Genomic DNA, 23,004 nt, shown 5'->3' with positions numbered 1-23,004 from the left:
ACGGGAGGTTACTCATGCACGATCGCGAGAAGAATCTATTCGATTCCTACGCCGCCAAGCGCATCAGCCGGCGTGATCTGCTGGATGGTGCCGCAAAGCTCGGCATCGCCGGCGTTGCCGCCAACTCCGCCTACGTCGCCGCGATGTCGCGGGCCATGGCGGCGGACTTCAACTGGAAGGCCTATAGCGGCAAGACCGTCAAGCTGCTGTTGAACAAGCACCCCTACGTCGATGCGATGATTGGCGATATCGAAGCCTTCAAGTCGCTTACGGGGATGAACGTCGCCTACGATATCTTCCCGGAGGATGTCTATTTCGACAAGGTCACCGCGGCGCTGTCCTCGAAATCGGACCAGTACGACGCCTTCATGACCGGTGCCTACATGACCTGGACCTACGGTCCGGCCGGCTGGATCGAGGATCTCAACGCCTATATCAAGGACCCCGCAAAGACTAACCCGGCCTTTGCCTGGGACGACGTGCTCCCCGGCCTTCGTTCCTCGACGGCGTGGGACGGCGTTGCCGGCTCCGAGCTCGGCTCGGGCAAGGCCAAGCAATGGTGCATTCCCTGGGGTTATGAGCTCAACAATATCACCTACAACCGCAACATCTTCGACAAGGTTGGTGTCAAGCCGCCGAAGAATCTCGACGAGATGCTCGATGTCGCCGCCAAGATCACCAAGGATGCAGGCGGGCCTTATGGCGTCGGCGTCCGCGGCTCACGCTCCTGGGCCACGATCCATCCCGGATTCCTGTCCGCCTACTCGAATTTCGGCCAGAAGGATTTCGTGATGGAAGGCGGCAAGCTGAAGGCCGCCATGAACACCAAGGCCTCCAAGGAGTTCCACGAGAAATGGGTCAAGATGATCCAGACGTCGGGCCCGAAGAACTGGTCGACCTACACCTGGTACCAGGTCGGCACGGACCTTGGCGCCGGCGCCTCCGGCATGATCTTCGATGCCGACATTCTCGGCTACTTTATGAACGGCGGCGAGAACAAGGAGAGGGGTCATCTCGGCTACGCGCCATTCGCGGCAAATCCGGCCGCCAAGGCGCCGACGCCGAACGTCTGGATCTGGTCGCTCGCGCTCTCTAGCTTCTCCAAGCAGAAGGACGCGGCCTGGCTGTTCATGCAATGGGCAGCCTCGACCGAGCACGATCTGTTCGGAGCCCGCAAGATGGATTTCGTCAATCCGGTGCGCGCGTCGGTGTGGAAAGACAGCGAATTCCGTGACCGCATCGCGAAGTCCTATCCGGGCTATCTCGAGCAGCATGATCTGTCTTCGCCGGGCGCCAAGATCTACTTCACGGCCCAGCCGTTGTTCTTCGACCTGACGACGGAATGGGCCGCCTCGCTCCAGAAGATGGTGGCGAAGGAGGTCAGCGTAGACGAGGGGCTCGACAAGCTAGCCGACAGCATCAATCGTCAGCTCAAGCAGGCAGGTCTTGGCTGACTTTGCCGCCATCGACGCCTCGCGTGGTGCCCGATTCCTCCGCGCCACGCCAACCCGCCGGTTCGGAACGCCTATCCGATCCGGGCCGGCGGTGTTGAAGCCAATGCGTGATCCGGTATCGTCATGAGCATGGTCCAATTGTCCCAGACGAATGTGCTACCGCGCCGCGCCACGAGGCTGCGCGGGCGGATGCTGCCCTATGTGCTGAGCCTGCCGGCTCTGCTCGTCTGCATCGCCATCCTCGTTCCCTTCGTGACGGCGGCAGTTTATTCGCTCCAGCGCTACCGGCTGAACCTGCCATATCTGCGCGGCTTCATTGGGATCGACAATTACATCGATTTTCTCTCCGATCCCGCCTTCTGGAATACGCTTCGCATCTCGCTCATCTATACCGCACTGACGGTGGTGCTCGAACTGCTGCTCGGCCTCGGCATCGCCTTGCTGCTGCGGCGTCCCACACGCTTCCATAACGCAGTGTCGATCGTCCTGCTGTTGCCGCTGATGACGGCGCCCGCGATCGCCGCGCTGATGTGGAAGCTGATGACCAACCCGAGCTTCGGCATCCTATCCTATCTCGTGAGCCTGTTCGGCGTGCATGATTTCAAATGGGCATCCGATCCCTCGACTGCATTGTTCACGGTGGTGCTGGTGGATGTCTGGGTCTATACGCCCTTCATCATGATCCTGCTCCTGGCGGGCTTGCGCTCGTTGCCGCGCCAGCCGTTCGAGGCAGCGGCGCTCGATGGTGTCCCGGCAAGCTTTGTCTTCTTCCGCATCACACTGCCGATGCTTGCGCCCTACATCATCACCGCCTCGCTGTTTCGCCTGCTGGATTCGATCCAGCAGTTCGACATCGTCTACGCGATGACGCAAGGCGGCCCCGGCGATCGGCTGATGGTGTTCCAGGTCCAGGCCTATCTCGAATTCTTCCAATATACCAATGTCGGACGTTCGGCGGCGTTGCTGATGATCCTGTGGCTGATCACCAATATCCTCTCGAACATCTTCATCAAGAACTGGCTGCGGCTGCGGGCCCGCGCCCACGGCCACGCGTGAGGGACGGGAAGACGGCGATGGATCATTCCAGTCTCGCAGGTCGTATCTTCCGCGGCGTCGCGCTCGCGCTTGTGCTCGTCTTCTTCATGTTTCCGATCGTCTGGATCTTCCTGATGTCGTTCCAGACCAATGAGCAGATCCTGCGGATTCCGCCGCGCATCCTCTTCGAGCCGACGCTCGCCAATTACCAGGCGCTGATTTCAGGACAGCTCCGGACCGCCGCCGGCAATCTCGAAATATCGTTCATGCGCAACCTTGTGAACAGTTTCGCGCTGTCGAGCGCAGCCGTGGTCCTTGCCTTGCTGCTTGGCGTGCCCGCGGCCTACGCCTTTGCGCGGTTCAAGTTTCGGCTCGGCGAAACCATCGCATTCACGCTGTTGTCGTTTCGCTTCGCCCCGCCGCTGCTGGTGCTGCTGCCGCTGTCGCTCTACTACCAGCAGCTCGGGCTCAACGACACGTATTTCGGCATCGTCTGGGTTTACCAGCTCATCGCGCTGCCGCTGATCCTGTGGATCGTGCGCGGCTATTTCGAGGACATTAGTCCGGACATCGAGCACGCCTATCGTCTTGCCGGTCATACCTGGCGCGAGGCGTTCACGCGGATCGCGGTGCCGCTAGCCGGGCCCGGCATCGCGGCGGCCGGTCTGCTCTCCTTCATCTTCTGCTGGAACAATTTCGTGTTCGCGCTGATCCTGGCCTCGGCCGACAAGCAGCCAGTGACTGTTGGTGCGCTGGCTTTCGTCACCGCCTCAGGCATTCAGTACGGCCAGATCGCAGCGGCGATCGTGCTCTCCGTCACGCCGACCCTGCTGCTCGCGCTCTATGCGCAGCGCTATCTTGTGGAAGGCTTGTCGCTCGGTGCGGTGAAAGGCTGAGGCCATGGCGCGTCTTGAGCTCAACGCTGTCGGCAAGTCATTCGGCCCGGTCCGCTGCGCCGAGGATGTTTCGCTGGCCGTCGAGCCCGGCGAGATCGTCGCTGTGTTCGGCCCGTCCGGAAGCGGCAAGACCGTGCTCTTGCGCATGATCGCCGGCATGTTCGAACCGGACGAAGGCGACATTCTGGTCGGCGGTCAATCGATCGTGGGGGCGCCGCCCGAGCACCGCGGGATCGGCATGGCGTTCCAGAACTTCGCCCTGTTTCCTCACATGAGTGCGCAGGCCAATATCGCAAGCGGCTTGCGTGCCAGGGCGGGCGCGGCCGAAGTCGCGAGCCGGGTCAAATCGATCAGCCGGCTTCTGAAGATCGAGCATGTGCTTGGCCATATGCCCCGCGAATTGTCGAACGGGCAGAAGCAACGCACCGCGCTTGCCCGCGCGCTGATCGGCAATCCCGATGTGCTGCTGCTCGATGATCCCTTGCGCAACGTCGATGCTAAACTCCGCTACGAGATGCGGCTCGAACTGCCGAGCTTGCTCCGGCGGAGCTCGGCTGCGGTGCTCTATGTCACCCAGGACTATCGGGAGGCGATGGCGATCGCCGACCGGATCGCGGTCCTGGTCGACGGGCATCTGGTGCAGGTCGCGCGTCCCGAGGAGATCTATGTCAGGCCGGCATCCGTTGCCGTCGCGCGCCTGTTCGGCGATCCCAGCATCAATCTGGCAGAGGTCGAGCCGGCCGCAGGGCAGGGCGGTCTCGGTGCGGTGGTGGCGGGGACGTTCGTTCGCCTCGATGCCGCCGACCGTGCGGCCGTCGATCATGGTCGGTGCTGGCTTGGCGTGCGCCCAGATGATCTCGTCATCACCCGCCAACCAAGCGAAAATGCCATTCCGGCGCGCATCGTCGCCATCACACCGATGCACGAAAAAGCCGTGCTGCTTCTGCGCTTCTCCGACGGGACCGAATGGCTGGCCGCCCTGCCACAGGACTCCGCCATGGCAAGTGCGGAGGATGGCGTCTTCGTTCGCTTCGCGCCCGAGGCGGCTCTCTTGTTTGACCGCACGACAGGCCTGCGTTTGGACCTGTCGCCTCGGCGGCAGGCGGCATGATGGGAGCGCTGTGAGGATGGGCGTGCTGGAGATCAGGAAGGTCGACAAGGTCTACCAGAGCCGCGGCAAGCCCCCGGTTCACGCCGTGCGCGCGCTGGATATGGAGGTCGACAAGGGGGAGATCGTCGCTCTGTTGGGGTCGTCGGGCTGCGGCAAGACCTCGACCCTGCGGATGATCGCGGGCTTCGAGAGCGTCACCTCGGGGACGATCACGCTCGGCCAGCGCCGGATCGACGGATTGCCGCCTGCGAGGCGCAAGGTGGCGATGGCCTTTGAAGGCTATTCGCTCTACCCGCCGCTCACGGTTCGCGAAAACATCGCCTTCGCCTTGAAGGCGCAGCAGCTCTCGCATGGCGAGGTCTCCCGCCGCGTCGATGCGATCGCGCGGCTGGTGGAAATCGAGGACATTCTCGACAGCTATCCGCGCTCGATCTCCGGAGGGCAGCAGCAACGGGTCTCGCTGGCGCGCGCCTTGGTGCGCGATGCCGATCTGTATCTGCTGGACGAGCCGATGGGCCAGCTCGAGCCGCAGCTCCGCGCGGTGCTGCGCGGCCGGATCAAGGGGCTGCTTGCCGAGCGCGGGATGACGGCGATATTCGTCACCCATGACCAGACCGAGGCCAGCGCGCTCGCCGACCGAATCGCGGTCATGGAAGACGGTGTGCTTCAGCAGTTCGCAAGCGAACGGGAGTTGAAGGATCATCCCGCGAACCTGTTCGTTGCGAGCTTCATCGGCGAGCCACCGATGAACCTGCTAGAGACCGAAGTCGCCCGCGCCGACGGCGGCTTCCGTCTCTCGATCGGCCCGGATGTCGCGTTCCAGCTCGACGGGCAGACGCTCGACCCGGCCGCGCGCCGCGCGCTCGAGCAGAGCCCGCGCGTCCGGATCGGCATCAGGCCGCAGAAGATTTCCGTCGGGAACGGGGATGTACGCGTGCGCGTCGTCTCCAACCAGTGGCTCGGCGACCAGTCGCATGTCGCAGGTGAACGCGAGGGCCGTCTCCTCATCGCGGTGACGCCGAACAAGATCGCCGCGCGACCCGGGGACATTATTCCCTTCGCGCTGGAGACGCGGCACCTTCATGTGTTCGGCGCCGACGGCAGCTGCATTCGCCACGCGGAGGCAGCTTGATCATGAGCACCGGGCTGGGTCGCGACGTCATCATCGGCATTGATGCCGGCACTTCCTTGATCAAGACGGTCGCGTTCACGCGCGATGGCCGGCAGCTCGGCGAATACGCGCTTCCGAACAGCTACACGACGTCGGCCGGCGGACATGTCGAGCAGGACATGACGCGGACCTGGAACGATACCGTCGCCGCACTGCGCGGCCTGGGAGCGGCGATACCCGATCTTGCCTCGCGGCTCGCCGCCATCGCGGTGACAGGGCAGGGCGATGGCACCTGGCTGATCGACGATGATGGACGGCCCGTCGCGCCGGCGCTGCTCTGGCTCGACTCGCGCGCTGCCAGTCTCGTCGGGGACATCCGCGCCAGCGAGCGCAATGCGGCGCTCTATTGGCGGACCGGCTCGGGGCTGAACGCCTGCCAGCAGGGGCCGCAACTGGCCTGGTTGCAGGCGCATGCGCCCGACAGCCTGTCGCGCGCCCGCACGGCCTTTCATTGCAAGGACTGGCTCTATTTCCTGCTCACCGGCGAGCGTGCAACCGATCCGTCGGAGGCGACCTTCTCCTGCGGCGATTTCCGCAAGCGCCGCTTTGACGCGGAAACGGCGCGCCTGATCGGAATCGCCGATTGCATGGCCCTGTTTCCGGACGTCGTCGACGGCGTCGTGACCACGCATCCGCTGAATGCCGGCGCAGCGCTCGAGATCGGACTGCCGCAGGGCGTTCCGGTCTCGCTCGGCTATGTCGATGTCATCTGCAATGCGCTGGGGGCCGGGCTCTACGATCCGGCGCCGGATGTCGGCTGCACCATCATCGGCTCGACCGGCATGCATATGCGGCTGGCGCCAAGCGCCAATGCGGTGGTCCTCAACGCCGAGGCGACCGGCTACACCATGCCGTTTCCGGTCCCCGGTCACTATGCCCAGATGCAATCGAACATGGCGGCGACGCTGAACATCGACTGGCTCCTCGACCTCGCGCGCGACCTGCTCGCCGCCGAGGGCATTACGCGTTCGCGCGCCGACCTGATCCGTCGACTCGACGATCACGTGCTCGAGGCGCGGCCCGGCGAGCTCCTATTCCATCCCTTCATTTCCGATGCCGGCGAGCGCGGCCCATTCGTCGCCCATGAAGCCTGTGCGCAATTCCTGGGCTTGCGCACACGCCACGGCTATTGGGATCTGATGCGCGCGGTCATGGAAGGGCTCGCCTTCGCCGCCCGTGATTGCTACGCCGCGATGGGCGCGCTGCCGCGGGACGTGCGCATCACCGGTGGCGCGGCGCGAAGCCGGGCGCTCGGCGCGATCCTCGGTGCTGCGCTGGAATGCAACGTTCGTGTCTGTAGTCGCGGCGAAGCGGGAGCTGCGGGCGCCGCCATGATCGCGGCAGTGGCGACCGGCCTCTATCCGGACATGACGGCCTGTACGGATGTGTGGGTGCGGCCGTATCTCGCTGCTCCGCAAACGCCGGATGCGGCCTTGGTGTCGCGCTATGCGCGGTTGTTTCCGGCCTATCTCGAGGCCAGGCTCGCGGCGCGGCCGGTCTGGAAGCAACTCGCGGCCGTGCGTGCGGGAGCCGGTCATGCCTAAGACCATTGCCATCGTCGGTGACCGCTTCATGCTGCCGAGCGTCTTTGCCGAACGGATCACGGCGGCTTGCGGCAATGGCATCGACATCCGCGTCCTGGAGCAACCCTGGCCGGACGAGCCGATGGAGCACGGCTATGCCGGCTCCAAGCTCGACGGATTGAAGGAGTTCATGGGCGACCCGGATGAGGTCGCGGAGTTCATCGGCGATGCCGCGCTGCTGGTCACGCATCTCGCGCCGATCTCGCGGTCGATGCTGCAGCGGCTGCCGAAGCTTAAGTTCATTGCGGTGTCGCGCGGCGGCCCGGTCAACATCGACATGCAGGCAGCGCGCGATCACAAGGTGCTCGTGGTCAACACGCCCGGCCGCAATGCCAGTGCGGTGGCCGAGTTCACCATCGGCGCCATTCTCGCCGAAACGCGCCTGATCCGCAGTGGGCACGAATCCTTACGCGGCGGCGAATGGCGCGGCGATCTCTACCGCGCCGATCGCACCGGGCGCGAGCTCGGCGAGATGACCGTCGGCATCGTCGGCTATGGCGCGATTGGCACCCGCGTGGTGAAACTGCTCAAGGCATTCGGGTGCAGGATCCTGGTGACGGACCCATACGTCCAGCTCAGCGCGCAGGATCGCAATAACGGCGTCGAGCACGTCGGCTTGAGCGAGCTCTTGGCGCGCGCCGACGTGATCAGCCTGCATGCGCGGGTGACCGCCGAGACTACCGGCTTCATCGATCGCGCGGCGTTCGCGCAGGTCAAGCCGGGCGCCATCCTCATCAATACGGCGCGGGGGCCACTGGTCGACTACACGGCGCTTTACGAGGCGCTCTCCGCCGGACGGCTCGGCGGGGCCATGCTCGACACCTTTGCCGTGGAGCCGGTGCCGGCCGACTGGCCGCTCCTGCAGCTGCCCAACGTCACGCTCACGCCCCACATTGCGGGGGCCTCGTTGCGCACCGTCACCATTGCCGCCGATCAGGCAGCCGAAGAGGTTCGCCGCTATCTCGCCGGCGAGCCGCCACTCAATCCGTGCTGAAGACGAAAGGTATCTTGCCATGACCCGTGAGGAGCGACAGTTGCGCGAGGCGATCATCGCCAAGTGCCGATGGATGAACGCTTCAGGGCTCAATCAGGGGACGTCAGGCAACATCTCCGCCCGCTACAAGGATCGGATGCTGATCACGCCGTCGGCGACGCCCTATGACGCGATGAAGCCGGAGATGATCGCCTCGATGCCGCTTGAAAGTGACTACGGCTCCTGGGATGGGCCGTTGCAGCCGTCGACCGAATGGCGCTTTCATCTCGACATCATGCGTGGCCGTCCCGACGTCGGCAGCGTCGTTCATACCCATTCCACCTACGCCACGGTGCTTGCGATCGCGCGCAAGCCGATCCCCGCCTGCCACTACATGATGGCCGCGTTCGGAGGCAATGACATCCGCTGCGCCGGCTACGCGCGCTACGGCACGGCGGAACTATCCGAGCTGGCGCTCGCCGCGCTCGAAGGCCGCAACGGCTGCCTGCTGGCCAATCATGGCATGATCGCGGTCGGCGCCAACCTCGACAAGGCGATGTGGCTGGCGGTCGAGCTCGAGACCATCGCGCGTCAATATTACCTGTCGCTGGCATTGGGATCGCCTCACATTCTCAGCGAAGCGGAGATCGCCGACACGGCGAAGGGCTTCTCAACCTATGGCCTCCAGCAACCTACATCCAAGGCGTCGAAGGCAAAGCCGGGTAAGGCAGGCGCATCGGCAAGGGCGGCCGCGCGACAACGGATCGAGAAGAAGCGCAGCAGGACGCGATGACGCAGACTGCGCCGCACGCGGGCAGGGATCATGGGCTGGTCGACATCGCGATTATCGGCGGTGGCATCAACGGAGCCGGCATCGCGCGCGATGCGGCGGGCCGCGGCCTGAAGGTCCTGCTATGCGAGAAGGGTGACTTCGCCGAAGGCACCTCGTCGCGCTCGGGCAAGCTCGTTCACGGCGGTTTGCGCTATCTCGAATATTATGAATTTCGCTTGGTGCGCGAAGCCTTGATCGAGCGCGAGGTGCTGCTCGCGTCCGCGCCGCACATCATCTGGCCGATGCGCTTCGTGCTGCCGCACTCGCCGGAGCAGCGGCCGGCCTGGCTGATCCGCACCGGCTTGTTTCTCTACGACCATCTCGGTGGCCGCAAGCGGCTGCCGTCGAGCAGGGGTCTCGATCTTGCGCATGCGCCGGAGGGCGCGCCGCTGCGCTCCAAATTCAGGCGTGGCTTTGAATATTCGGACTGCTGGGTCGATGACGCACGGCTCGTGATCCTCAATCTGGTTGATGCCGCGCGCAACGGCGCCATCATCCTGCCCCGGACCCGCGCCCTAAGTGCGCGCCGGGAAGGGGACGCATGGCAGCTGGAGATGCAGGGGGATGACGGCGGCAGGCACACCGTCCGGGCGCGCGCGCTGGTCAACGCGGCGGGGCCGTGGGTCCAGGACGTTGTGCAAGATGTCGTCGGGCTGAATTCGTCGCACAATGTGCGGCTGGTCAAGGGCAGCCATATCGTGGTGCCGAAATTCTGGAGCGGAGCGCAGGCCTATCTGCTCCAGAACGAGGACCGTCGCGTCATCTTCGTCAATCCTTACGAGAAAGACCTCGCACTGATCGGCACGACCGACATCTCCTATGATGGCCGCGCCGAGGACGTCGCGATCGACGACACCGAGATCGCCTACCTGCTCGGCGTGTTGCGCCGTTACTTTCGTGTCCCCCCGTCGGAGCAGGAGATCGTCCATGCATTTTCCGGTGTCCGGCCGCTCTATGACGACAATGCAGAAAACCCGTCTGCGGTGACGCGCGACTATGTTTTCGAGGTTCACGGCGAGCAGGGCGTGCCGCCGCTGCTCTCGATCTTCGGTGGCAAGATCACGACCTACCGTCGGCTTGCGGAGCATGTGTTGCAGCGACTTGAGGCATGGTTTCCGAAGATGTCGCCGGGCTGGACGGCGGGAAGGCCGCTGCCCGGCGGCGACATCGGTGGTGACTTCGATGCCTTCATCGTCCAGCTGGCAGGCGAATATTCCGACCTTCCGCGCAAGCTGATCCACCATTATGCGCGCCTGTATGGCACGCGGGCGCGCGAACTGCTTGGTTCGGCCCGTGTCTCGGCCGATCTCGGTCGGCATTTCGGTGGAGACTTTTACGAACGTGAGGCCACGTTTTTACGCGAGAGCGAGTGGGCCAGGGAGCCTCAGGACTTTCTGGATCGGCGTACCAAACATGGCTTGCATCTGACGGCGGCGCAACAGGACGCCTTTGCGAGCTTTATCTAATTCGCCCGTGCCCGCGATGCCGGGCGAAAGCTGCCCGACGCGAGCCGACCCTCTTTCATCATCTCGACACATATGTCATGATAGGAATACAAATGTAAAAGCCGGGCGTCCTGCCTGGCCAGGGAGGGCTGCCCATGGGTAGGAAAGTCGCATTCATTGCGGCCTTGTTCGGCGCGTTGGCATTGGCCGGTCCGGTACAGGCGCGGGTCGAGGTGCAATGGTGGCACGCCATGAGCGGCGTCCTGGCCGACCGGCTCAATGAGCTTGTCGAGAAGTTCAACACATCGCAGGACAAATACACCGTCGTCGCCGTCGCTAAGGGCAATTATGATGAGGTGACGAACGGGGTGATCGCCGCCTATCGCGCCAAGCGGCCACCGGAAATGGTGCAGATCGCCGAGCGCGGTTACATGACGATGCTGCTCTCTGGGGCCGTAGTACCCGTTCAGGACTTGATGGACCAGAAGGGTTACAAGATCGACTTCTCGGACTTCATCAAGCCTGTGGCAAGCTTCTGGAGCTACAAGGGTCGGATGTCGGCGATGCCGTTCAACTCATCGACGCCGATCTTCTGGTACAACAAGGATCACTTCCAGAAGGCCGGTTTCGACAAGCCGGCTGACACCTGGCAGGAGTTGGAGAAGCAGCTCTACACCATCAAGTCCAAGGGCATTAGCGAATGCGGCACGGTGCTGCCCGGCGATTTCTACTGGAGCCTGCTTGAGAACTACAGCGCCATCAACAACCAGCCTTACGGCACGCTCGCAAACGGCTTTGACGGGCTTGGGACCGAGTTCGTCTACAACAAAACCAAGGTGGTCTCGCAAGTCGCGCGCTTGAAGAAGTGGCTCGACGACGGCGTGATGCAGATCGCGGGCCAGGGCTTCAGCCCAGAGCATTTGTTCACGTCGGGACGGTGCTCGACGTTCGTCAATTCGACCGCATCGCATGGTAATATCGAGCGCAACGCGACCATCAACTGGAGCGCGACCTTCCTGCCGCACGAGAGCGATGTCAATCCGCCCCTCAACAGCACCATCGGCGGCGGCGCCATCTGGGTCCTGAAGGGCCACACGCCGGAGCGATACGAAGCCGTCGCGGCCTTTCTGAACTTTGTCGCCCAGCCGGAAACCCAGGTGTGGTGGCATGGCGCAACCGGCTACGTTCCCGCCACGAACCGGGCCTATGCGCTTGCGCGGGAACGTGGCTACTACAAGGATCACCCGACCAGAGAAATTGCCGTGCTACAGCTCTCGCGTGGTACGCCGAATGAGAACTCGCGCGGCTTCCGCTTCGGCAATTTCGTGCAGACGATGCTGGCCCAGCGCCAGGAGGTGGAGGCTGTCTTTGCCGGTCAGAAGCAGCCGCAGCAGGCGATGGATGACGCTGTCAAGCGGGGCAACGAGATCTTGCGTCAATTCGAGAAGCTCAACGCCGGGAAGACTCCGGAAACCGAGCGTCCATGACTTTACGACTATCCATTCCTTGGCGTGATGGGCGCGCACCCGTGCTTCAGAGAAGGCACGGGGGCGGCCAGTCCAAGGTCGGGACGGGTGCGGTGGCTGGTGGATTCCGAGCACCCGTAAAGGCGCGGCGCCGTGAGCAAGAGGCAGGACTGAAGCGAGCCAATTTCGGCGATGGCCCCGGCCTGCCGACGTTGCTATTGCTGCCGCAATTGCTGATCTTGCTCTTCTTCTTCTTCATCCCGTCGCTGCGGGCGCTGATGCAATCCGTCCTGCTCAGTGATCCCTTTGGAACCAACGTCCAGTTCGTGTGGTTCGACAATTTCAAGATGCTGTTTGCGAGTAGCGAGTATCGCCAGTCGATCGCGGTGACGTTCTGGTTCACGGTGGCGCAGAACGTGCTCACGCTGGGGAGCGCGCTGGTGCTCGCCTTTGCCACTGACAGGATCGTGCGCGGTCGTTCGATCTATCGCACGATCATTCTGTTGCCCTATGCAATTGCGCCCGCGATCGCCGGTATCCTGTGGGCCTTCCTGTTCAATCCGGCGGTTGGCCCGCTCGCGCAGGTGCTGCACGGGTTCGGCATTGCCTGGGATCCCAACCTCAATCCGACCGACGCGCTGATCCTGGTGACACTCGCAGCGTCATGGAAGCACATCTGCTACGACTACATCTTCCTGGTCGTGGGTCTGCTCGCGGTGCCGGTATCGCTCATGGAGGCCGCCGCGGTGGACGGCGCCGGTCCGATCCGGCGCTTCGTCTCGATCGCGCTGCCGATGCTCGGGCCTACCATCTTCTTTCTCACCGTGATGAACTTCATCTATGGCTTCTTCGAAACCTTCGCCATCATCGATGCCGTCACCAAAGGCGGTCCGGCCGGCGCAACCAACATCTTGGTCTACAAAGTCTTCGTTGACGGCTTCGTCAATCTCGACCTCGGCTCTTCGGCCGCGCAATCTGTTCTTTTGATGAGCTTCGCGCTGATCTGCACGCTGCTGCAGTTCCGCTACTTCGACCGTAAGGTCAATTACGGAGTCTAGCCGTATGGTCGAGCGCTCACCGGTCCTTAGCATGATCTGTCACGCGATCCTGATCGCCGGGGCGCTGACGGTCTGCATTCCGCTGTATTTCGCATTCGTGGCGGGTTCGCTCACGGTCGCCGAGGTGCAGAAGGTGCCGCTGCCGTGGCTTCCGGGCAGCCAGTTCTTCGACAACCTGCAATTGGCGTGGAGCAAGGGCAATTTCAGCCGCACCTTCACCAACTCTATCGTCGTGGCGCTCGGCATTACCGCCGGAAAGATCGCGGTATCGCTGCTGTCGGCCTTCGCGATCACCTACTTTCGATTCCGCTACCGAATGCTGGCATTCTGGCTCATCTTCGTCTCGCTGATGCTGCCAATCGAGGTTCGGATCGTGCCGACCTTCGAAGCCGTGGCCAATGCAGCGCTGCCTCTGCAATGGCTCGTCGACACCCTGCATTTGGCGGATCTGTGGGGTTGGATCAGCGGTCACGACATCGCGATCGCGCTCGAATGGAACATGGTCAACACCTATCCCGGGCTGATCCTGCCGCTGATCGCCTCAGCCACGGCCACGTTCCTGTTTCGGCAATTCTTCCTGACGGTGCCAGACGAGCTGTGCGAGGCGGCGAGGCTGGACGGTGCGTCGCCGCTGCACTTCTTCTGGAGCATCCTGCTGCCGCTGTCGGTGCCGAACATGGTGGCCCTCGCCATCATCCTGTTCCTGTTCGGCTGGAATCAGTATCTCTGGCCGTTGCTGTTCACGACCGACAAGGACATGGCTACGGCTGTCATTGCATTGAAGGGTCTGATTCCGCGCTCCGACAGCGAGCCGGCCTGGAACATCGCCATGAGCGGCGCGCTCCTCACGATGTTGCCGCCGGCGCTGGTCGTCCTGCTGTTGCAGCGCTGGTTCATCAAGGGTCTTATCGACAGCAGCAAGTAGGGATCGATCATGGTTTTCATCGCCGGGCATCGCGGCGCGCGCAATCTTTGGCCGGAGAACAGCCTGACGGGCTTCCGCAACCTATGCAGGGAGGGGGTCGATGCGGTCGAGTTCGACGTCCATCAAAGCGCGGATGGCGGGCTGGTCGTGATCCATGATCCGCTGCTGGACCGCACCACGTTCGATAGCGGACCCGTTGGCGAGCGCAGTCTGAGGCGCTTGACGGCGACGCGTCTTCGCGACGCCGGCGATGAGTGCATTCCGACTTTGGACGACGTGCTCGACGTGTTCGTCGAAACGACGCTCGAGCTCCACATCGAGATCAAGACGGATGCGCTCGGCAATCCCTATTCGGGTCTCGAGGCGCGGCTGATCGACGACATCAGGCGCCGGGGTCTGGAACGGCGTGCCGTCATCACCTGCTTCGTGCCGGGCGTGATCGAGACCGTGCGCCGGCTATGGCCGGAGGCGCGGGTACTCGCCTCGCTCGACCGCCGTTCGGCGGAGATGATGGGCGGAATTGCATCCGCGCTGGCGCAATTCGCCGCCATTCCCGGCTGCATCGTCGCGGTTGAAAAATCGATTCTGGGGCTCACGCTGCCGCTCGCCCTTAAGGTGCTCGGATCCGACCGTCTCGGCGCGTGGGTGACCAATGAGCCAGAAGATATCGCCTACTGGCTTGCCCAACCAGTGCGGCAGATCACGACCGACCGGCCCGATCTCGCCGTGAGCATTCGCCGCAAGCTCGCAACCGCGCCCGCGCGTCCATGATTGCCCGCCGCCGCTTTCTCGTGGGATCGCTGGCGAGCGTCGCCTTCGCTGCGCCGGCCGGGTTCGTACGGGGAGTGCCGGTCTCTTTCAGTGCAGATCCGTTCACTCTCGGTGTTGCGTCCGGATGCCCGCGACAGGATGGCGTCATCCTGTGGACCCGCCTTGCGCCACAACCTCTCGAAGGCGGCGGCATGCGGGACGCTCCGGTGGACGTCGAGTGGCAGGTTGCTGAGGACGAGGCCTTCTCGCGCATCGCCTCCCGCGGCGTCGTGCGTGCGGCAGCGGAGCTTGGACATTCCGTGCATGCCGAGGCGACGGGATTGCGGCCCGATCGCGTCTACTGGTACCGCTTCCGCGCCGGTCCGGCGCTTAGCCCGGTCGGTCGCACCCGAACCGCACCGGCCGAGTCCGGGCGTCCTTTCCGCTTTGCCTTCGCATCGTGCCAGCAATACGAGCAGGGCTATTTTACCGCCTACCGCCACATGGCCGCACGCGATCTCGACCTGGTCGTGCATCTCGGCGACTACATCTATGAGAAATCCTGGGGATCGCACCACGTCCGCCAGCACGGCGTCGGAATCCCGACGACGCTCGAGGAATTCCGCAACCGCTACGCGCTCTACAAGAGCGATCTTGACCTGCAAGCGGCGCACGCTGCCTTCCCCTGGCTTTCGGTCTGGGACGACCACGAAGTGATGGACGACTATGCCAATGATCGCTCCTACACCGTGCGCGATCCCGGCCAGTTCCTCAAGATCCGTGCGGCCGCCTATCAGGCCTATTACGAGCACATGCCACTGCCGCCCTCGGCCCGCCCACGGGGCGCGGATGCAACGATCTACGAGCACTATCGCTTCGGCGACATGCTCGACGTGCTGCTGCTCGACGACCGGCAATATCGCTCGGCATCGGCCTGTGTCGGAAGCAAGCGTCCGACTTGGGCGACTGATTGTGCAGGCCGGACGGACGAGGCGCGGACGATGCTGGGCGAGCGACAGGAACAATGGCTTGATGCGCGCCTGCGCGACTGTCGCGGCCGCTGGACGATCGTCGCGCAGCAGACATTGATGGCGCAGGACAAGCGGGAAGGGGATGATGGCGCGCATTTCTGGATGGACGGCTGGGACGGCTATCCCAACGCCCGGCGTCGTCTTCTTGATTCGCTTGTCGCGCATCGCCGGCGCAACTCGATCGTGATCGGCGGCGACCGTCACGCCTTCTTTACCGCCGATCTGAAGCATGATTTTGCCCGGCCGGATGGTCCGAGCATCGCGACCGAGTTCGTCGGCACCTCCATCAGTTCGGACGGACCGAGCGAGACCGGTGTGCGCAAGGCGCTGGCGGAAAATCAACATCTTGTCTATGCGCGTGGCGACAAGCGCGGCTATGCGACCGTCGAGCTCGACACCCGGCATTGCACTGTAGGATTCGAGGCGCTCGACGACGTCAAGGACGTCAGGAGCGCCGTGCGCCGGCTGACGACCTTTGTGGTCGAGGACGGCGTGCCGGGGGCGAAGGCCGCATGACGAGCGTCCGGATGGCCCCGCATTTGACGACCACCGAAAGATCGCCTCAAATGCTCCGACGTCTGATTATGCCTTGAGGCCGCTGCGGGGGGCTGCGCCGTGACTGATCAAACCATCCTGCGGGTCGCCTGGCTCTACTACATGGAGAACCTGACCCAGGCCGAGATCGGCGAGCGGCTGGGGCTGACGCGTGCCCGCGTCAACCGCATGTTGTCGGATGCCCGGCAGACCGGCATCGTCAACATCAGCCTCAACTCCGCCTTTGCGAGCTGCACGGAGCTGGAGCACCGGTTGCGTCGCGAGTGCGGCCTCGAGGATGCAGTCGTCATCCCGACCCCGGAGAACCCCGAGCAGGTCGGAAGCCTGATCGGGATGGCGGCGGGAGCGTATTTGTCGAAATTCCTTGAGCAGAAGCGGCCGCGCATCATCGGTATCGGCTGGGGCGCGACCTTGCGCGAGACCATCCGCTACGTCACGCCGGCGGACTACCCCGAGCTCTCCATCGTCTCCATGATGGGCGGCCTGTCGCGCGGACTCGAGCTCAACACCTTCGAAATCGCGGGCGAGCTCGCCCACCGGCTGCACGCCCAGTGCAGCTATCTGGCCGCCCCGATTTTTGCCAGCAGCCGGCGCTCGCGTGACACCTTCCTGGCCCAGGAGGTCTATCAGGAGGTGCTGAACAGCGTCGAGCAGATCGATCTTGCGCTGTTGAGCATGGGAGATCTGACTCCGCGATCGCTGCTGGTGCGGCACGGTCTGCCGCCGGACGTACGTATCGAGCATTTGCGGGCCGCAGGCGCCGTCGGCGACGTGCTCGCGCAGTTTCTCGACAAATCCGGCCGGCCGATCGATCACGGCATCAACAGCCGCGCCATCGCACTGCCGCTCGAAAAGTTGGCGCGCGTGCCGACCTCGATGCTGATTGCCGGGGGCCTCAACAAGGCGCCGATCATCGCCGCGGTGCTGCGCGGTCGGATCGGTAAGGTCCTGGTGACGGACGAGAACGCCGCCGTCGCCGCGCTGAAGCTGATCGACAAGCAAAAATAGCCCTGTTTTCGTAACGAGTGTCAAATCCGTGCCCTGGCGCGATGCTGGCGCGATCGCACCGTGCTGTCCAGGAGAGACGCAAAAGCATTTGTCACGTCATGATTACATATGTAATATCACTAGACAATTGCTCAAAGAGAGATGGCGTCGACATGCGCGCTGCGGTGCTCCAGGACATTCGCGATATCCGCGTCCTCGATATTCCCGAACCGAGGCCGGTGGCGGAGGACGATCTCATCGTCCGCGTCAAGGCGGTCGGCGTCTGCGGCAGCGATCTGCATTCCTACCTCGAGGGCGGAACGACCGGCCCGACGCGCGTCAGGCCGTTCGTCCTCGGCCATGAATTCTCGGGCGTCCTCACGCCGGACTCGGCACGCAAGGCGGGACTCTCGGCCGATGCGTTGGTGGCTGTCGATCCTTCCATTCCATGCGGCCATTGTGAATGGTGTCACCGCGGCCATACCAATCTTTGCCCCAATGTGAAGTTCCTCGGGTACGCGCCACACAATGGCGCCATGGCCGAATTTGTCTGCGTGCCCAGATCCGCCGTGCATTTGGTGCCTGACAGCATCGACCCGGCCGGCGCAGCAATCCTGGAGACGCTCGGCGTCGCGATCCATGCCATGGACCTGGCGCGTCCGCGACTTCTTGAATCCGTGGCGGTGCTTGGCTGCGGGCCGGTGGGGTTGTTGTTGGTGCAACTCGCGCGGCTCGCCGGTGCCGGAAAGATCATTGCGATCGACCCGGTCGAGCAGCGTACTACGCTAGCGTGCGACCTCGGTGCGGATGTGGCGTGCCGTAGCTACGCCGGGGTCGGGGACATCACCGAAGGCCGCGGCGTCGATCTGGTGATCGAGGCGACCGATTCCTCGCACGGCTTCGAGCATGCGGCGCGCTGTGCGCGTATCGGCGGCCGGCTCGTTCTCGTCGGCATTCCCGAGAACAACCAGTACGTCCTGAGCGGTGCGGAGTCGCGCCGAAAGGGCTTATCAATCAAGTTTTCGCGTCGCATGCCGGAGGTTTATCCGCGGGCCATCGCGCTTGCGCGGGGAGGGCAGGTCAAGCTCACGCCGCTGGCGACGCACCACTTCTCGCTTGACCAGACGCCTGCCGCGTTCGAGCAACAGGTCGCGCGACGAGATGGAATCATCAAGGCGATCATTTGCCCGTAGATTGAGGGCTATCTTGCCTAGAGCTTGGCAGAGCAGGTGCAGCAGGACTGGTCGTGATGGCGAAATCGTCGAAGCTGGTCGTCGCAAAGAAAGGCCGCGTCCTGATGGTAAGACGCAGGCGCGACGGGCTCTGGATGTTTCCAGGCGGCCGCCGGCGAGCCGGCGAGAGCGACAGGCGCTGCCTTCGTCGTGAGATCAAGGAGGAGCTCCCCAAGCTGAAGCTTGGGCCGCTGAAACTCTGGAAGGAAGTGAAGGCGAAGAATCGCCGGTCCGGTCGCCGCATGAGTGATGCGATTTTCCTGGCAAAGAAAGTGTCAGGGCGCTTGAAGGTTGGCGACAAGAAGGAGATCGATAGAGCAGTTTGGCGTAAGCCGCATGGCGCCAGATTGACTCCGACCTCGCGCTACATTCGCGATAGGCTGTTTCCAAGGCGAGGGCGTCGCTAAAGCGACCGTTCTGCGATAGTGCGCGTGCCCCCGGTGAGGCCGGGCCGTTCCCCGATTTCCTCCTTGGTGAAGTTCTCCAGGGGAAAAATATCACGGCGCGAAGTTAAGGCTCGCGTTCGACATGTGCTCGGATTGCATTGGTCGTCGTTTCGATCCACCCGTGCTCACGAGCCTTCGCAACCATGTCGGCGTAAGCCGCATCCCACGTCCTGTCATCGGGGCGTCCGGGCAGGGTCGGGACAAGATCGATGGGGACAAGCACGTTGTTGTCATCGATGAAGGTGATTCCTCTCGTCGTGGCGGCTCGCGCGGCGGCTTCGCCCTTCAGCACCAGCTTGAATTTGCGGAAGTCGGACGGCTCGGCCAGCCGGACTTCGTTAGACGTGCATGCGATGATCATGGTTCTGTCCTTTCGCGCCGTCTCAATCACGAATGCAGCAGGGTGCACAGCGCGCCCTGGAAATTGACCAGAGGGCCGCCGTCTCCGCCGCGCGTCGCCACGATCCGGCCGATGAAGATGCCGTGAGTGCCGACCGCCTGGTGCTGGTAGAGCTCGCATTCGACCGCGCCAATCGCCCCCCGCAACACGGGAACGTCGAGCAAGCCTTGGTCCCAGGGCGCGGTCGTAAAACGCTGGGCACCCTTGACGCCGTCGCGGCCGGCGAAGCGCAGCGCCAGATCCTGCTGGTCGCTGCCGAGCAGGCTGACGGCAAAGCTGCCATTGGCGAGGATCGCGTCATGGGTCTCGGAGCTCGCATTGATGCCGACCAGCAGGCAGGGCGGATCCATGCAGAGCGAGGTGACCGAGCTGACAGTCAGCCCTCGCCGGTCGGCATCCGCGCCGGTCGCCACGATGGCGACGCCGCCGGCCAGATTTCCCATGGCACGGCGAAACTCCGTGGCATCGACCGAGTGACGATCGGCTCCTTGCGGAAACTTCTGGTGAGCCATGGCCAACACCTTCGGACTTGCCGACGTCAAGCCGACACTGCTTCGCCGGCGACCCTCGCATCCTTGCGGCCGCTGCGCAGTTCCTTCCGGATCGCGGGGATGATCTTGCTCCCCCACAGCTCGATCTGCTTCAGCATGGTGCGCTGGTGGAAGTCGCCGAGTTGGGTCTGCACCGCGATATGCGACGGCTTGAGGATGCTGATCTCCTCCAGCATGCGGTCGATCACCTGGTTGACGCTGCCGACGGGCAGGTTGTTGCGCATGGTCTCCAGACTCATATCGTTGGGCCCGGCCTGTTCCTTGATCAGATAGCCGTCGTCGCTCTGGGCGCGGCGGAATTTCAGGCTTTCGGAGAGCCGGCGCTGGAAGCGGGCATTGTCGAGATAGGAGGTGACCTCGCTGTCATTGTCGCTGGCATAGGCGCAGCGCAGGAAGCCGAAGCGGGTGGCGTCAATCGACCGGCCTTCCTGGGCCGCAATGCCTTCGAGCCGCTCGCGCAGTGCCTTGATGGCATCGGTGCCATTGAGGAGAGCGGTCACGAACAGATTGTGGTTGTCGCGGATGGCGCGGCCGAGGGTCTCGGCATGGCCGGACGTGACCCAGATCGGCGGCATCGGGGTCTGCACGGTGCGCACGGCAATCGAGGTCGGCGGAATCTTCAGGTGCTGGCCGCCGTAGGAAAAGATCCGCTCCTGCATGCCGGCATGCAGCACGTCGTAGAACTCGGCAAACAGCGAGTGCGAATCCTTGAGGTCGACGCCGAAGCGGTCGAACTCGAATTGCTGATAGCCCGAGCCGATGCCGAGATCGAGGCGGCCGTTCGAAACGGTATCGGCGAAGCCGATCTCGCCGAGCAGCCGCGCCGGATGATACAGCGGCAGCACGCAGACCGCGGTGCCGAGCCGGATGCGCTTGGTGAGGCCGGCGCAGTGCGCCACCATCATCAGCGGCGAGGGACACAGGCTGTAATTGTTGAAGTGGTGCTCGGCGTACCATGCGGTATCGAAGCCGGCCTCTTCAGCCGCCACGGTCTGTTCGACAGCGTTGTGGATGACCTGCTGCGAGCTTTGATGATAGCCGCGCTGCTGAGCCAGAATGAATACGCCGAATTCCATGGATGCATCCTCCGCCAAACTGACCAGTCGCTTTTGCGTCCTGTTCTCATCAAGCTACCGACTTGAGGTTTTTCGAACAATTGGCGTAATCTGATCATGTCTTTTGCAGAATTTGGAAAGATCAATGAATCGCCTCCAGGCCATGGAATTGTTCGTTTCCGCCGTCCGCGAGGGCAGCTTTTCCGCGGCCGGACGCCGCGCGGGGCTCTCGCCGGCATCCGTGTCGCGCTATATCGGCGAGCTCGAGGCGCAGCTTGGCGTGCAATTGCTCAACCGCAGCACGCGCCATCTCGGATTGACCGATGCCGGCAAGATCTTCTTCCAGCGCACCGAGCAGGTACTGCACGGGATCGAAGACGCGGAGGCTGCAGCGCTCGCGCTGCAGACCGCGCCGCGGGGGACGCTGCGCGTTCATTCTCGGACGCTGTTCGGCATCAAGGTGCTGTCACCATTGATCCCGCAGTTCCAGGAGCTATACCCGGAGCTGAAGGTGGAACTGCGGCTCTCGGAACGGCGCGTCCAGCTTCGTGAGGAGGAGTTCGACATCGATTTCCAGATCGCCGCGCCCAAGGATCCAGGCCTGATGCAGCGCCGGCTGGTGCGGAGCGAACGCATCCTCGTGGCGTCACCCGACTACGTCGCGCGGAAGCCAAAGTTGCGCGGACCGGATGATCTCGTCGGCCACAATTGCCTGACCTACTGGATGGGACCCGACGATGTGGTCTGGAAGTTCATGCGCAAGAGCAGGCTGCGCGAGATTGTCGTGCCGTCTTCGTTCAGCAGCAATAATGGCATCATCCTGTGCGACCTCGCGGTGCGCGGGCATGGCATTGCGCTGCTCGACGACTACACGGTCGCGGACGAAGTGAAGAGCGGGAATCTGGTGCGTCTGTTGCCGGGCTTTCGCGTGACCAATTCGACCTTTGACGAAGGCATTTATGCGACATTCCAGCAGAGCAGCTATCTGCCTGAAAAAATCAGGGTGTTCGTCGACTACATGGCCGAGAGCGTGCCGCGGCTGATCAAGCGATCCGGCTAGCACCACGCGCCGCCTTCAGCGTGTGCCAAACCTGTGGGCAGGCAGTCCCGTCACACCGAGATTCTCGATGGCGAACAATCCGCCGGCGTCCGGGCTGTCATCGAAAAGATGGGTGCTGCGCGAGATCGAGGTCACATAGAGCACGTCGAGACCGGGGCCGCCGAAGGTCACGCTGGTCGGATGCCGGACGGGCATCTCGATCTTGCGCACCATCGTTCCGTCGGGTGCGAACCGTGCGATGGCGCCGATCCACACCAGTACGGTCCAGAGATAGCCGTCCGCATCGACGGTCGCACCGTCGCCGCCCGAGCCATGCGCGTCCATCTCAGCGAACACGCGCTTGTTCCTCAGCGGGCCGTCGCGGTGATAGCCGTAAGCCCAGATCACACGTCGCGCCGTGTCCGCGAGATAGAATATCCGGCCGTCCGGACTGAAGCAGGGGCCGTTGGTCACGGCGAGATCGGATTCGAGCTGCTCGATCGCGCCCGCCGCATCGATGCGATACAGACCGCCGAGCGGCTTTTCATCCTCCGCGCGGCCGCCGTGCATTGTCCCCGCCAGGAAGCGCCCGAACGGGTCGGCCTTGCCGTCGTTCAGGCGGAGCATCGGATGATCGAGGCCGATCGAGGGGTCCTCGGCCAATTCCCGTGTGCTGAAATTGTAATGCGCAAAGCCGTGGCGCAGCGCCAGCACGGCGCGGTCGTCATGCGCGAGCGCGAGCGATCCGATCGGGGCGGGCACCGAGAATTCATCGATCGCGCCGGTCGCAGGCAACAGCCTGCGGATCAGTCCGGCGAGCGAATCGATCCAGTAAAGCGACTGGGTCTTGTCATCCCAGACCGGGCTCTCGCCAAGCCGGTCCCTGGTCTTGCCGATACGGGTGATGCGCGGGAGCGCGTTCATGGGAGCACCTCGTTGATCCCTTCTGCAGAGCGGGCTTGACCGATCGGTCGGCGAAAAACTACGTTGGTTTGCACATGAAGATCAG

General features: G+C 63.5%; 22 protein-coding genes. 18 read left to right on the top strand and 4 right to left on the bottom strand.

What is annotated here, in order from left to right:
* The first annotated feature begins 14 nt into the window (after positions 1–14).
* The 17 genes from XH85_RS29850 to XH85_RS29770 all read left to right on the top strand — a co-directional run bounded on the left by XH85_RS29850 (position 15) and on the right by XH85_RS29770 (position 18,911).
* Entirely contained in the window at positions 15–1,454 is a 1,440-nt protein-coding gene (locus XH85_RS29850) for an extracellular solute-binding protein (protein ID WP_128934684.1), read from the top strand.
* Between the two features lie 129 nt (positions 1,455–1,583).
* Complete coding sequence (locus tag XH85_RS29845; RefSeq protein WP_206734794.1) at positions 1,584–2,510, top strand: carbohydrate ABC transporter permease; 927 nt, start codon at positions 1,584–1,586, stop codon at positions 2,508–2,510.
* 17 nt (positions 2,511–2,527) lie between these two features.
* On the top strand, positions 2,528–3,385 hold the full coding sequence (locus XH85_RS29840; protein WP_091887484.1) for a carbohydrate ABC transporter permease: 858 nt from the start codon (positions 2,528–2,530) through the stop codon (positions 3,383–3,385).
* A 4-nt stretch (positions 3,386–3,389) separates the two neighbouring features.
* Positions 3,390–4,496 (top strand): ABC transporter ATP-binding protein, encoded by a 1,107-nt coding sequence (locus tag XH85_RS29835; RefSeq protein ID WP_128934682.1) that lies wholly within the window; start codon positions 3,390–3,392, stop codon positions 4,494–4,496.
* Between the two features lie 16 nt (positions 4,497–4,512).
* Positions 4,513–5,628, top strand: coding sequence for an ABC transporter ATP-binding protein (locus XH85_RS29830; protein WP_206734789.1), 1,116 nt, complete (start codon positions 4,513–4,515; stop codon positions 5,626–5,628).
* A gap of 2 nt (positions 5,629–5,630) precedes the next feature.
* Positions 5,631–7,211 (top strand): FGGY-family carbohydrate kinase, encoded by a 1,581-nt coding sequence (locus XH85_RS29825; protein WP_128934680.1) that lies wholly within the window; start codon positions 5,631–5,633, stop codon positions 7,209–7,211.
* Positions 7,204–8,244, top strand: a complete 1,041-nt coding sequence (locus XH85_RS29820; protein ID WP_128934679.1) for a 2-hydroxyacid dehydrogenase — start codon at positions 7,204–7,206, stop codon at positions 8,242–8,244. The genes XH85_RS29825 and XH85_RS29820 overlap by 8 nt, the downstream gene beginning before the upstream one ends.
* 19 nt (positions 8,245–8,263) lie before the next feature.
* Complete coding sequence (locus tag XH85_RS29815; protein ID WP_128934678.1) at positions 8,264–9,016, top strand: class II aldolase/adducin family protein; 753 nt, start codon at positions 8,264–8,266, stop codon at positions 9,014–9,016.
* A complete protein-coding gene (locus tag XH85_RS29810; protein WP_128934677.1) occupies positions 9,013–10,521 on the top strand; it encodes a glycerol-3-phosphate dehydrogenase in 1,509 nt (502 codons plus the stop codon). Before XH85_RS29815 ends, XH85_RS29810 begins: the two co-directional genes overlap by 4 nt.
* A gap of 134 nt (positions 10,522–10,655) precedes the next feature.
* Positions 10,656–11,987 (top strand): extracellular solute-binding protein, encoded by a 1,332-nt coding sequence (locus XH85_RS29805; protein WP_128934676.1) that lies wholly within the window; start codon positions 10,656–10,658, stop codon positions 11,985–11,987.
* A 92-nt stretch (positions 11,988–12,079) separates the two neighbouring features.
* Positions 12,080–13,024, top strand: coding sequence for an ABC transporter permease subunit (locus XH85_RS29800; RefSeq protein WP_245473180.1), 945 nt, complete (start codon positions 12,080–12,082; stop codon positions 13,022–13,024).
* Positions 13,025–13,028: 4 nt separating this feature from the next.
* The gene (locus XH85_RS29795; protein WP_128934674.1) at positions 13,029–13,949 is read left to right on the top strand and encodes an ABC transporter permease subunit; all 921 of its coding nucleotides are present in this window, start codon (positions 13,029–13,031) and stop codon (positions 13,947–13,949) included.
* 9 nt (positions 13,950–13,958) lie between these two features.
* Complete coding sequence (locus XH85_RS29790) at positions 13,959–14,720, top strand: glycerophosphodiester phosphodiesterase family protein (RefSeq protein WP_128934673.1); 762 nt, start codon at positions 13,959–13,961, stop codon at positions 14,718–14,720.
* Positions 14,717–16,246, top strand: coding sequence for an alkaline phosphatase D family protein (locus XH85_RS29785; protein ID WP_128934672.1), 1,530 nt, complete (start codon positions 14,717–14,719; stop codon positions 16,244–16,246). The genes XH85_RS29790 and XH85_RS29785 overlap by 4 nt, the downstream gene beginning before the upstream one ends.
* A gap of 99 nt (positions 16,247–16,345) precedes the next feature.
* The gene (locus XH85_RS29780) at positions 16,346–17,293 is read left to right on the top strand and encodes a sugar-binding transcriptional regulator (protein WP_206732729.1); all 948 of its coding nucleotides are present in this window, start codon (positions 16,346–16,348) and stop codon (positions 17,291–17,293) included.
* A 152-nt stretch (positions 17,294–17,445) separates the two neighbouring features.
* Positions 17,446–18,465: a zinc-dependent alcohol dehydrogenase gene (locus XH85_RS29775; protein WP_128934671.1), complete on the top strand. Its 1,020-nt coding sequence runs from the start codon at positions 17,446–17,448 to the stop codon at positions 18,463–18,465.
* Between the two features lie 56 nt (positions 18,466–18,521).
* Complete coding sequence (locus tag XH85_RS29770) at positions 18,522–18,911, top strand: NUDIX hydrolase (protein ID WP_128934670.1); 390 nt, start codon at positions 18,522–18,524, stop codon at positions 18,909–18,911.
* A 103-nt stretch (positions 18,912–19,014) separates the two neighbouring features.
* Here XH85_RS29770 and XH85_RS29765 read toward each other — a convergent pair whose 3' ends face one another.
* From XH85_RS29765 to XH85_RS29755, 3 genes are read right to left on the bottom strand one after another with little or no spacing between them, the layout of a single operon-like run.
* Positions 19,015–19,311, bottom strand: coding sequence for a hypothetical protein (locus XH85_RS29765; RefSeq protein ID WP_128934669.1), 297 nt, complete (start codon positions 19,309–19,311; stop codon positions 19,015–19,017).
* 26 nt (positions 19,312–19,337) lie between these two features.
* On the bottom strand, positions 19,338–19,862 hold the full coding sequence (locus XH85_RS29760; protein ID WP_128934668.1) for a flavin reductase family protein: 525 nt from the start codon (positions 19,860–19,862) through the stop codon (positions 19,338–19,340).
* Between the two features lie 26 nt (positions 19,863–19,888).
* Positions 19,889–20,977 (bottom strand): LLM class flavin-dependent oxidoreductase, encoded by a 1,089-nt coding sequence (locus tag XH85_RS29755; RefSeq protein ID WP_128934667.1) that lies wholly within the window; start codon positions 20,975–20,977, stop codon positions 19,889–19,891.
* Between the two features lie 124 nt (positions 20,978–21,101).
* On the opposite strand from XH85_RS29755, the gene XH85_RS29750 reads away from it, so the two are divergent.
* Positions 21,102–22,016: a LysR family transcriptional regulator gene (locus XH85_RS29750; protein ID WP_128934666.1), complete on the top strand. Its 915-nt coding sequence runs from the start codon at positions 21,102–21,104 to the stop codon at positions 22,014–22,016.
* A gap of 15 nt (positions 22,017–22,031) precedes the next feature.
* On the opposite strand, the gene XH85_RS29745 is transcribed toward XH85_RS29750, so the two are convergent.
* On the bottom strand, positions 22,032–22,919 hold the full coding sequence (locus XH85_RS29745) for an SMP-30/gluconolactonase/LRE family protein (protein WP_128934665.1): 888 nt from the start codon (positions 22,917–22,919) through the stop codon (positions 22,032–22,034).
* Positions 22,920–23,004 lie beyond the last annotated feature (85 nt).

This window comes from Bradyrhizobium zhanjiangense (assembly GCF_004114935.1).
GTDB lineage: Bacteria > Pseudomonadota > Alphaproteobacteria > Rhizobiales > Xanthobacteraceae > Bradyrhizobium > Bradyrhizobium zhanjiangense.
Note: the sequence above shows the minus strand (reverse complement) of the source record. Positions and strands in the feature narration are given on the sequence as shown.

What these genes read in the sequence shown, in the direction of transcription:
- XH85_RS29840 (WP_091887484.1), top strand. Translation starts at nt 2,528, where the DNA reads ATGGATCATTCCAGTCTCGCAGGTCGTATCTTCCGCGGCGTCGCGCTC.
- XH85_RS29790 (WP_128934673.1), top strand. Translation starts at nt 13,959, where the DNA reads ATGGTTTTCATCGCCGGGCATCGCGGCGCGCGCAATCTTTGGCCGGAG.
- XH85_RS29775 (WP_128934671.1), top strand. Translation starts at nt 17,446, where the DNA reads ATGCGCGCTGCGGTGCTCCAGGACATTCGCGATATCCGCGTCCTCGAT.
- XH85_RS29760 (WP_128934668.1), bottom strand. Translation starts at nt 19,862, where the DNA reads ATGGCTCACCAGAAGTTTCCGCAAGGAGCCGATCGTCACTCGGTCGAT.
- XH85_RS29765 (WP_128934669.1), bottom strand. Translation starts at nt 19,311, where the DNA reads ATGATCATCGCATGCACGTCTAACGAAGTCCGGCTGGCCGAGCCGTCC.
- XH85_RS29770 (WP_128934670.1), top strand. Translation starts at nt 18,522, where the DNA reads ATGGCGAAATCGTCGAAGCTGGTCGTCGCAAAGAAAGGCCGCGTCCTG.
- XH85_RS29755 (WP_128934667.1), bottom strand. Translation starts at nt 20,977, where the DNA reads ATGGAATTCGGCGTATTCATTCTGGCTCAGCAGCGCGGCTATCATCAA.
- XH85_RS29835 (WP_128934682.1), top strand. Translation starts at nt 3,390, where the DNA reads ATGGCGCGTCTTGAGCTCAACGCTGTCGGCAAGTCATTCGGCCCGGTC.
- XH85_RS29750 (WP_128934666.1), top strand. Translation starts at nt 21,102, where the DNA reads ATGAATCGCCTCCAGGCCATGGAATTGTTCGTTTCCGCCGTCCGCGAG.
- XH85_RS29820 (WP_128934679.1), top strand. Translation starts at nt 7,204, where the DNA reads ATGCCTAAGACCATTGCCATCGTCGGTGACCGCTTCATGCTGCCGAGC.
- XH85_RS29810 (WP_128934677.1), top strand. Translation starts at nt 9,013, where the DNA reads ATGACGCAGACTGCGCCGCACGCGGGCAGGGATCATGGGCTGGTCGAC.
- XH85_RS29825 (WP_128934680.1), top strand. Translation starts at nt 5,631, where the DNA reads ATGAGCACCGGGCTGGGTCGCGACGTCATCATCGGCATTGATGCCGGC.
- XH85_RS29845 (WP_206734794.1), top strand. Translation starts at nt 1,584, where the DNA reads ATGGTCCAATTGTCCCAGACGAATGTGCTACCGCGCCGCGCCACGAGG.
- XH85_RS29745 (WP_128934665.1), bottom strand. Translation starts at nt 22,919, where the DNA reads ATGAACGCGCTCCCGCGCATCACCCGTATCGGCAAGACCAGGGACCGG.
- XH85_RS29805 (WP_128934676.1), top strand. Translation starts at nt 10,656, where the DNA reads ATGGGTAGGAAAGTCGCATTCATTGCGGCCTTGTTCGGCGCGTTGGCA.
- XH85_RS29850 (WP_128934684.1), top strand. Translation starts at nt 15, where the DNA reads ATGCACGATCGCGAGAAGAATCTATTCGATTCCTACGCCGCCAAGCGC.
- XH85_RS29815 (WP_128934678.1), top strand. Translation starts at nt 8,264, where the DNA reads ATGACCCGTGAGGAGCGACAGTTGCGCGAGGCGATCATCGCCAAGTGC.
- XH85_RS29795 (WP_128934674.1), top strand. Translation starts at nt 13,029, where the DNA reads ATGGTCGAGCGCTCACCGGTCCTTAGCATGATCTGTCACGCGATCCTG.
- XH85_RS29830 (WP_206734789.1), top strand. Translation starts at nt 4,513, where the DNA reads ATGGGCGTGCTGGAGATCAGGAAGGTCGACAAGGTCTACCAGAGCCGC.
- XH85_RS29785 (WP_128934672.1), top strand. Translation starts at nt 14,717, where the DNA reads ATGATTGCCCGCCGCCGCTTTCTCGTGGGATCGCTGGCGAGCGTCGCC.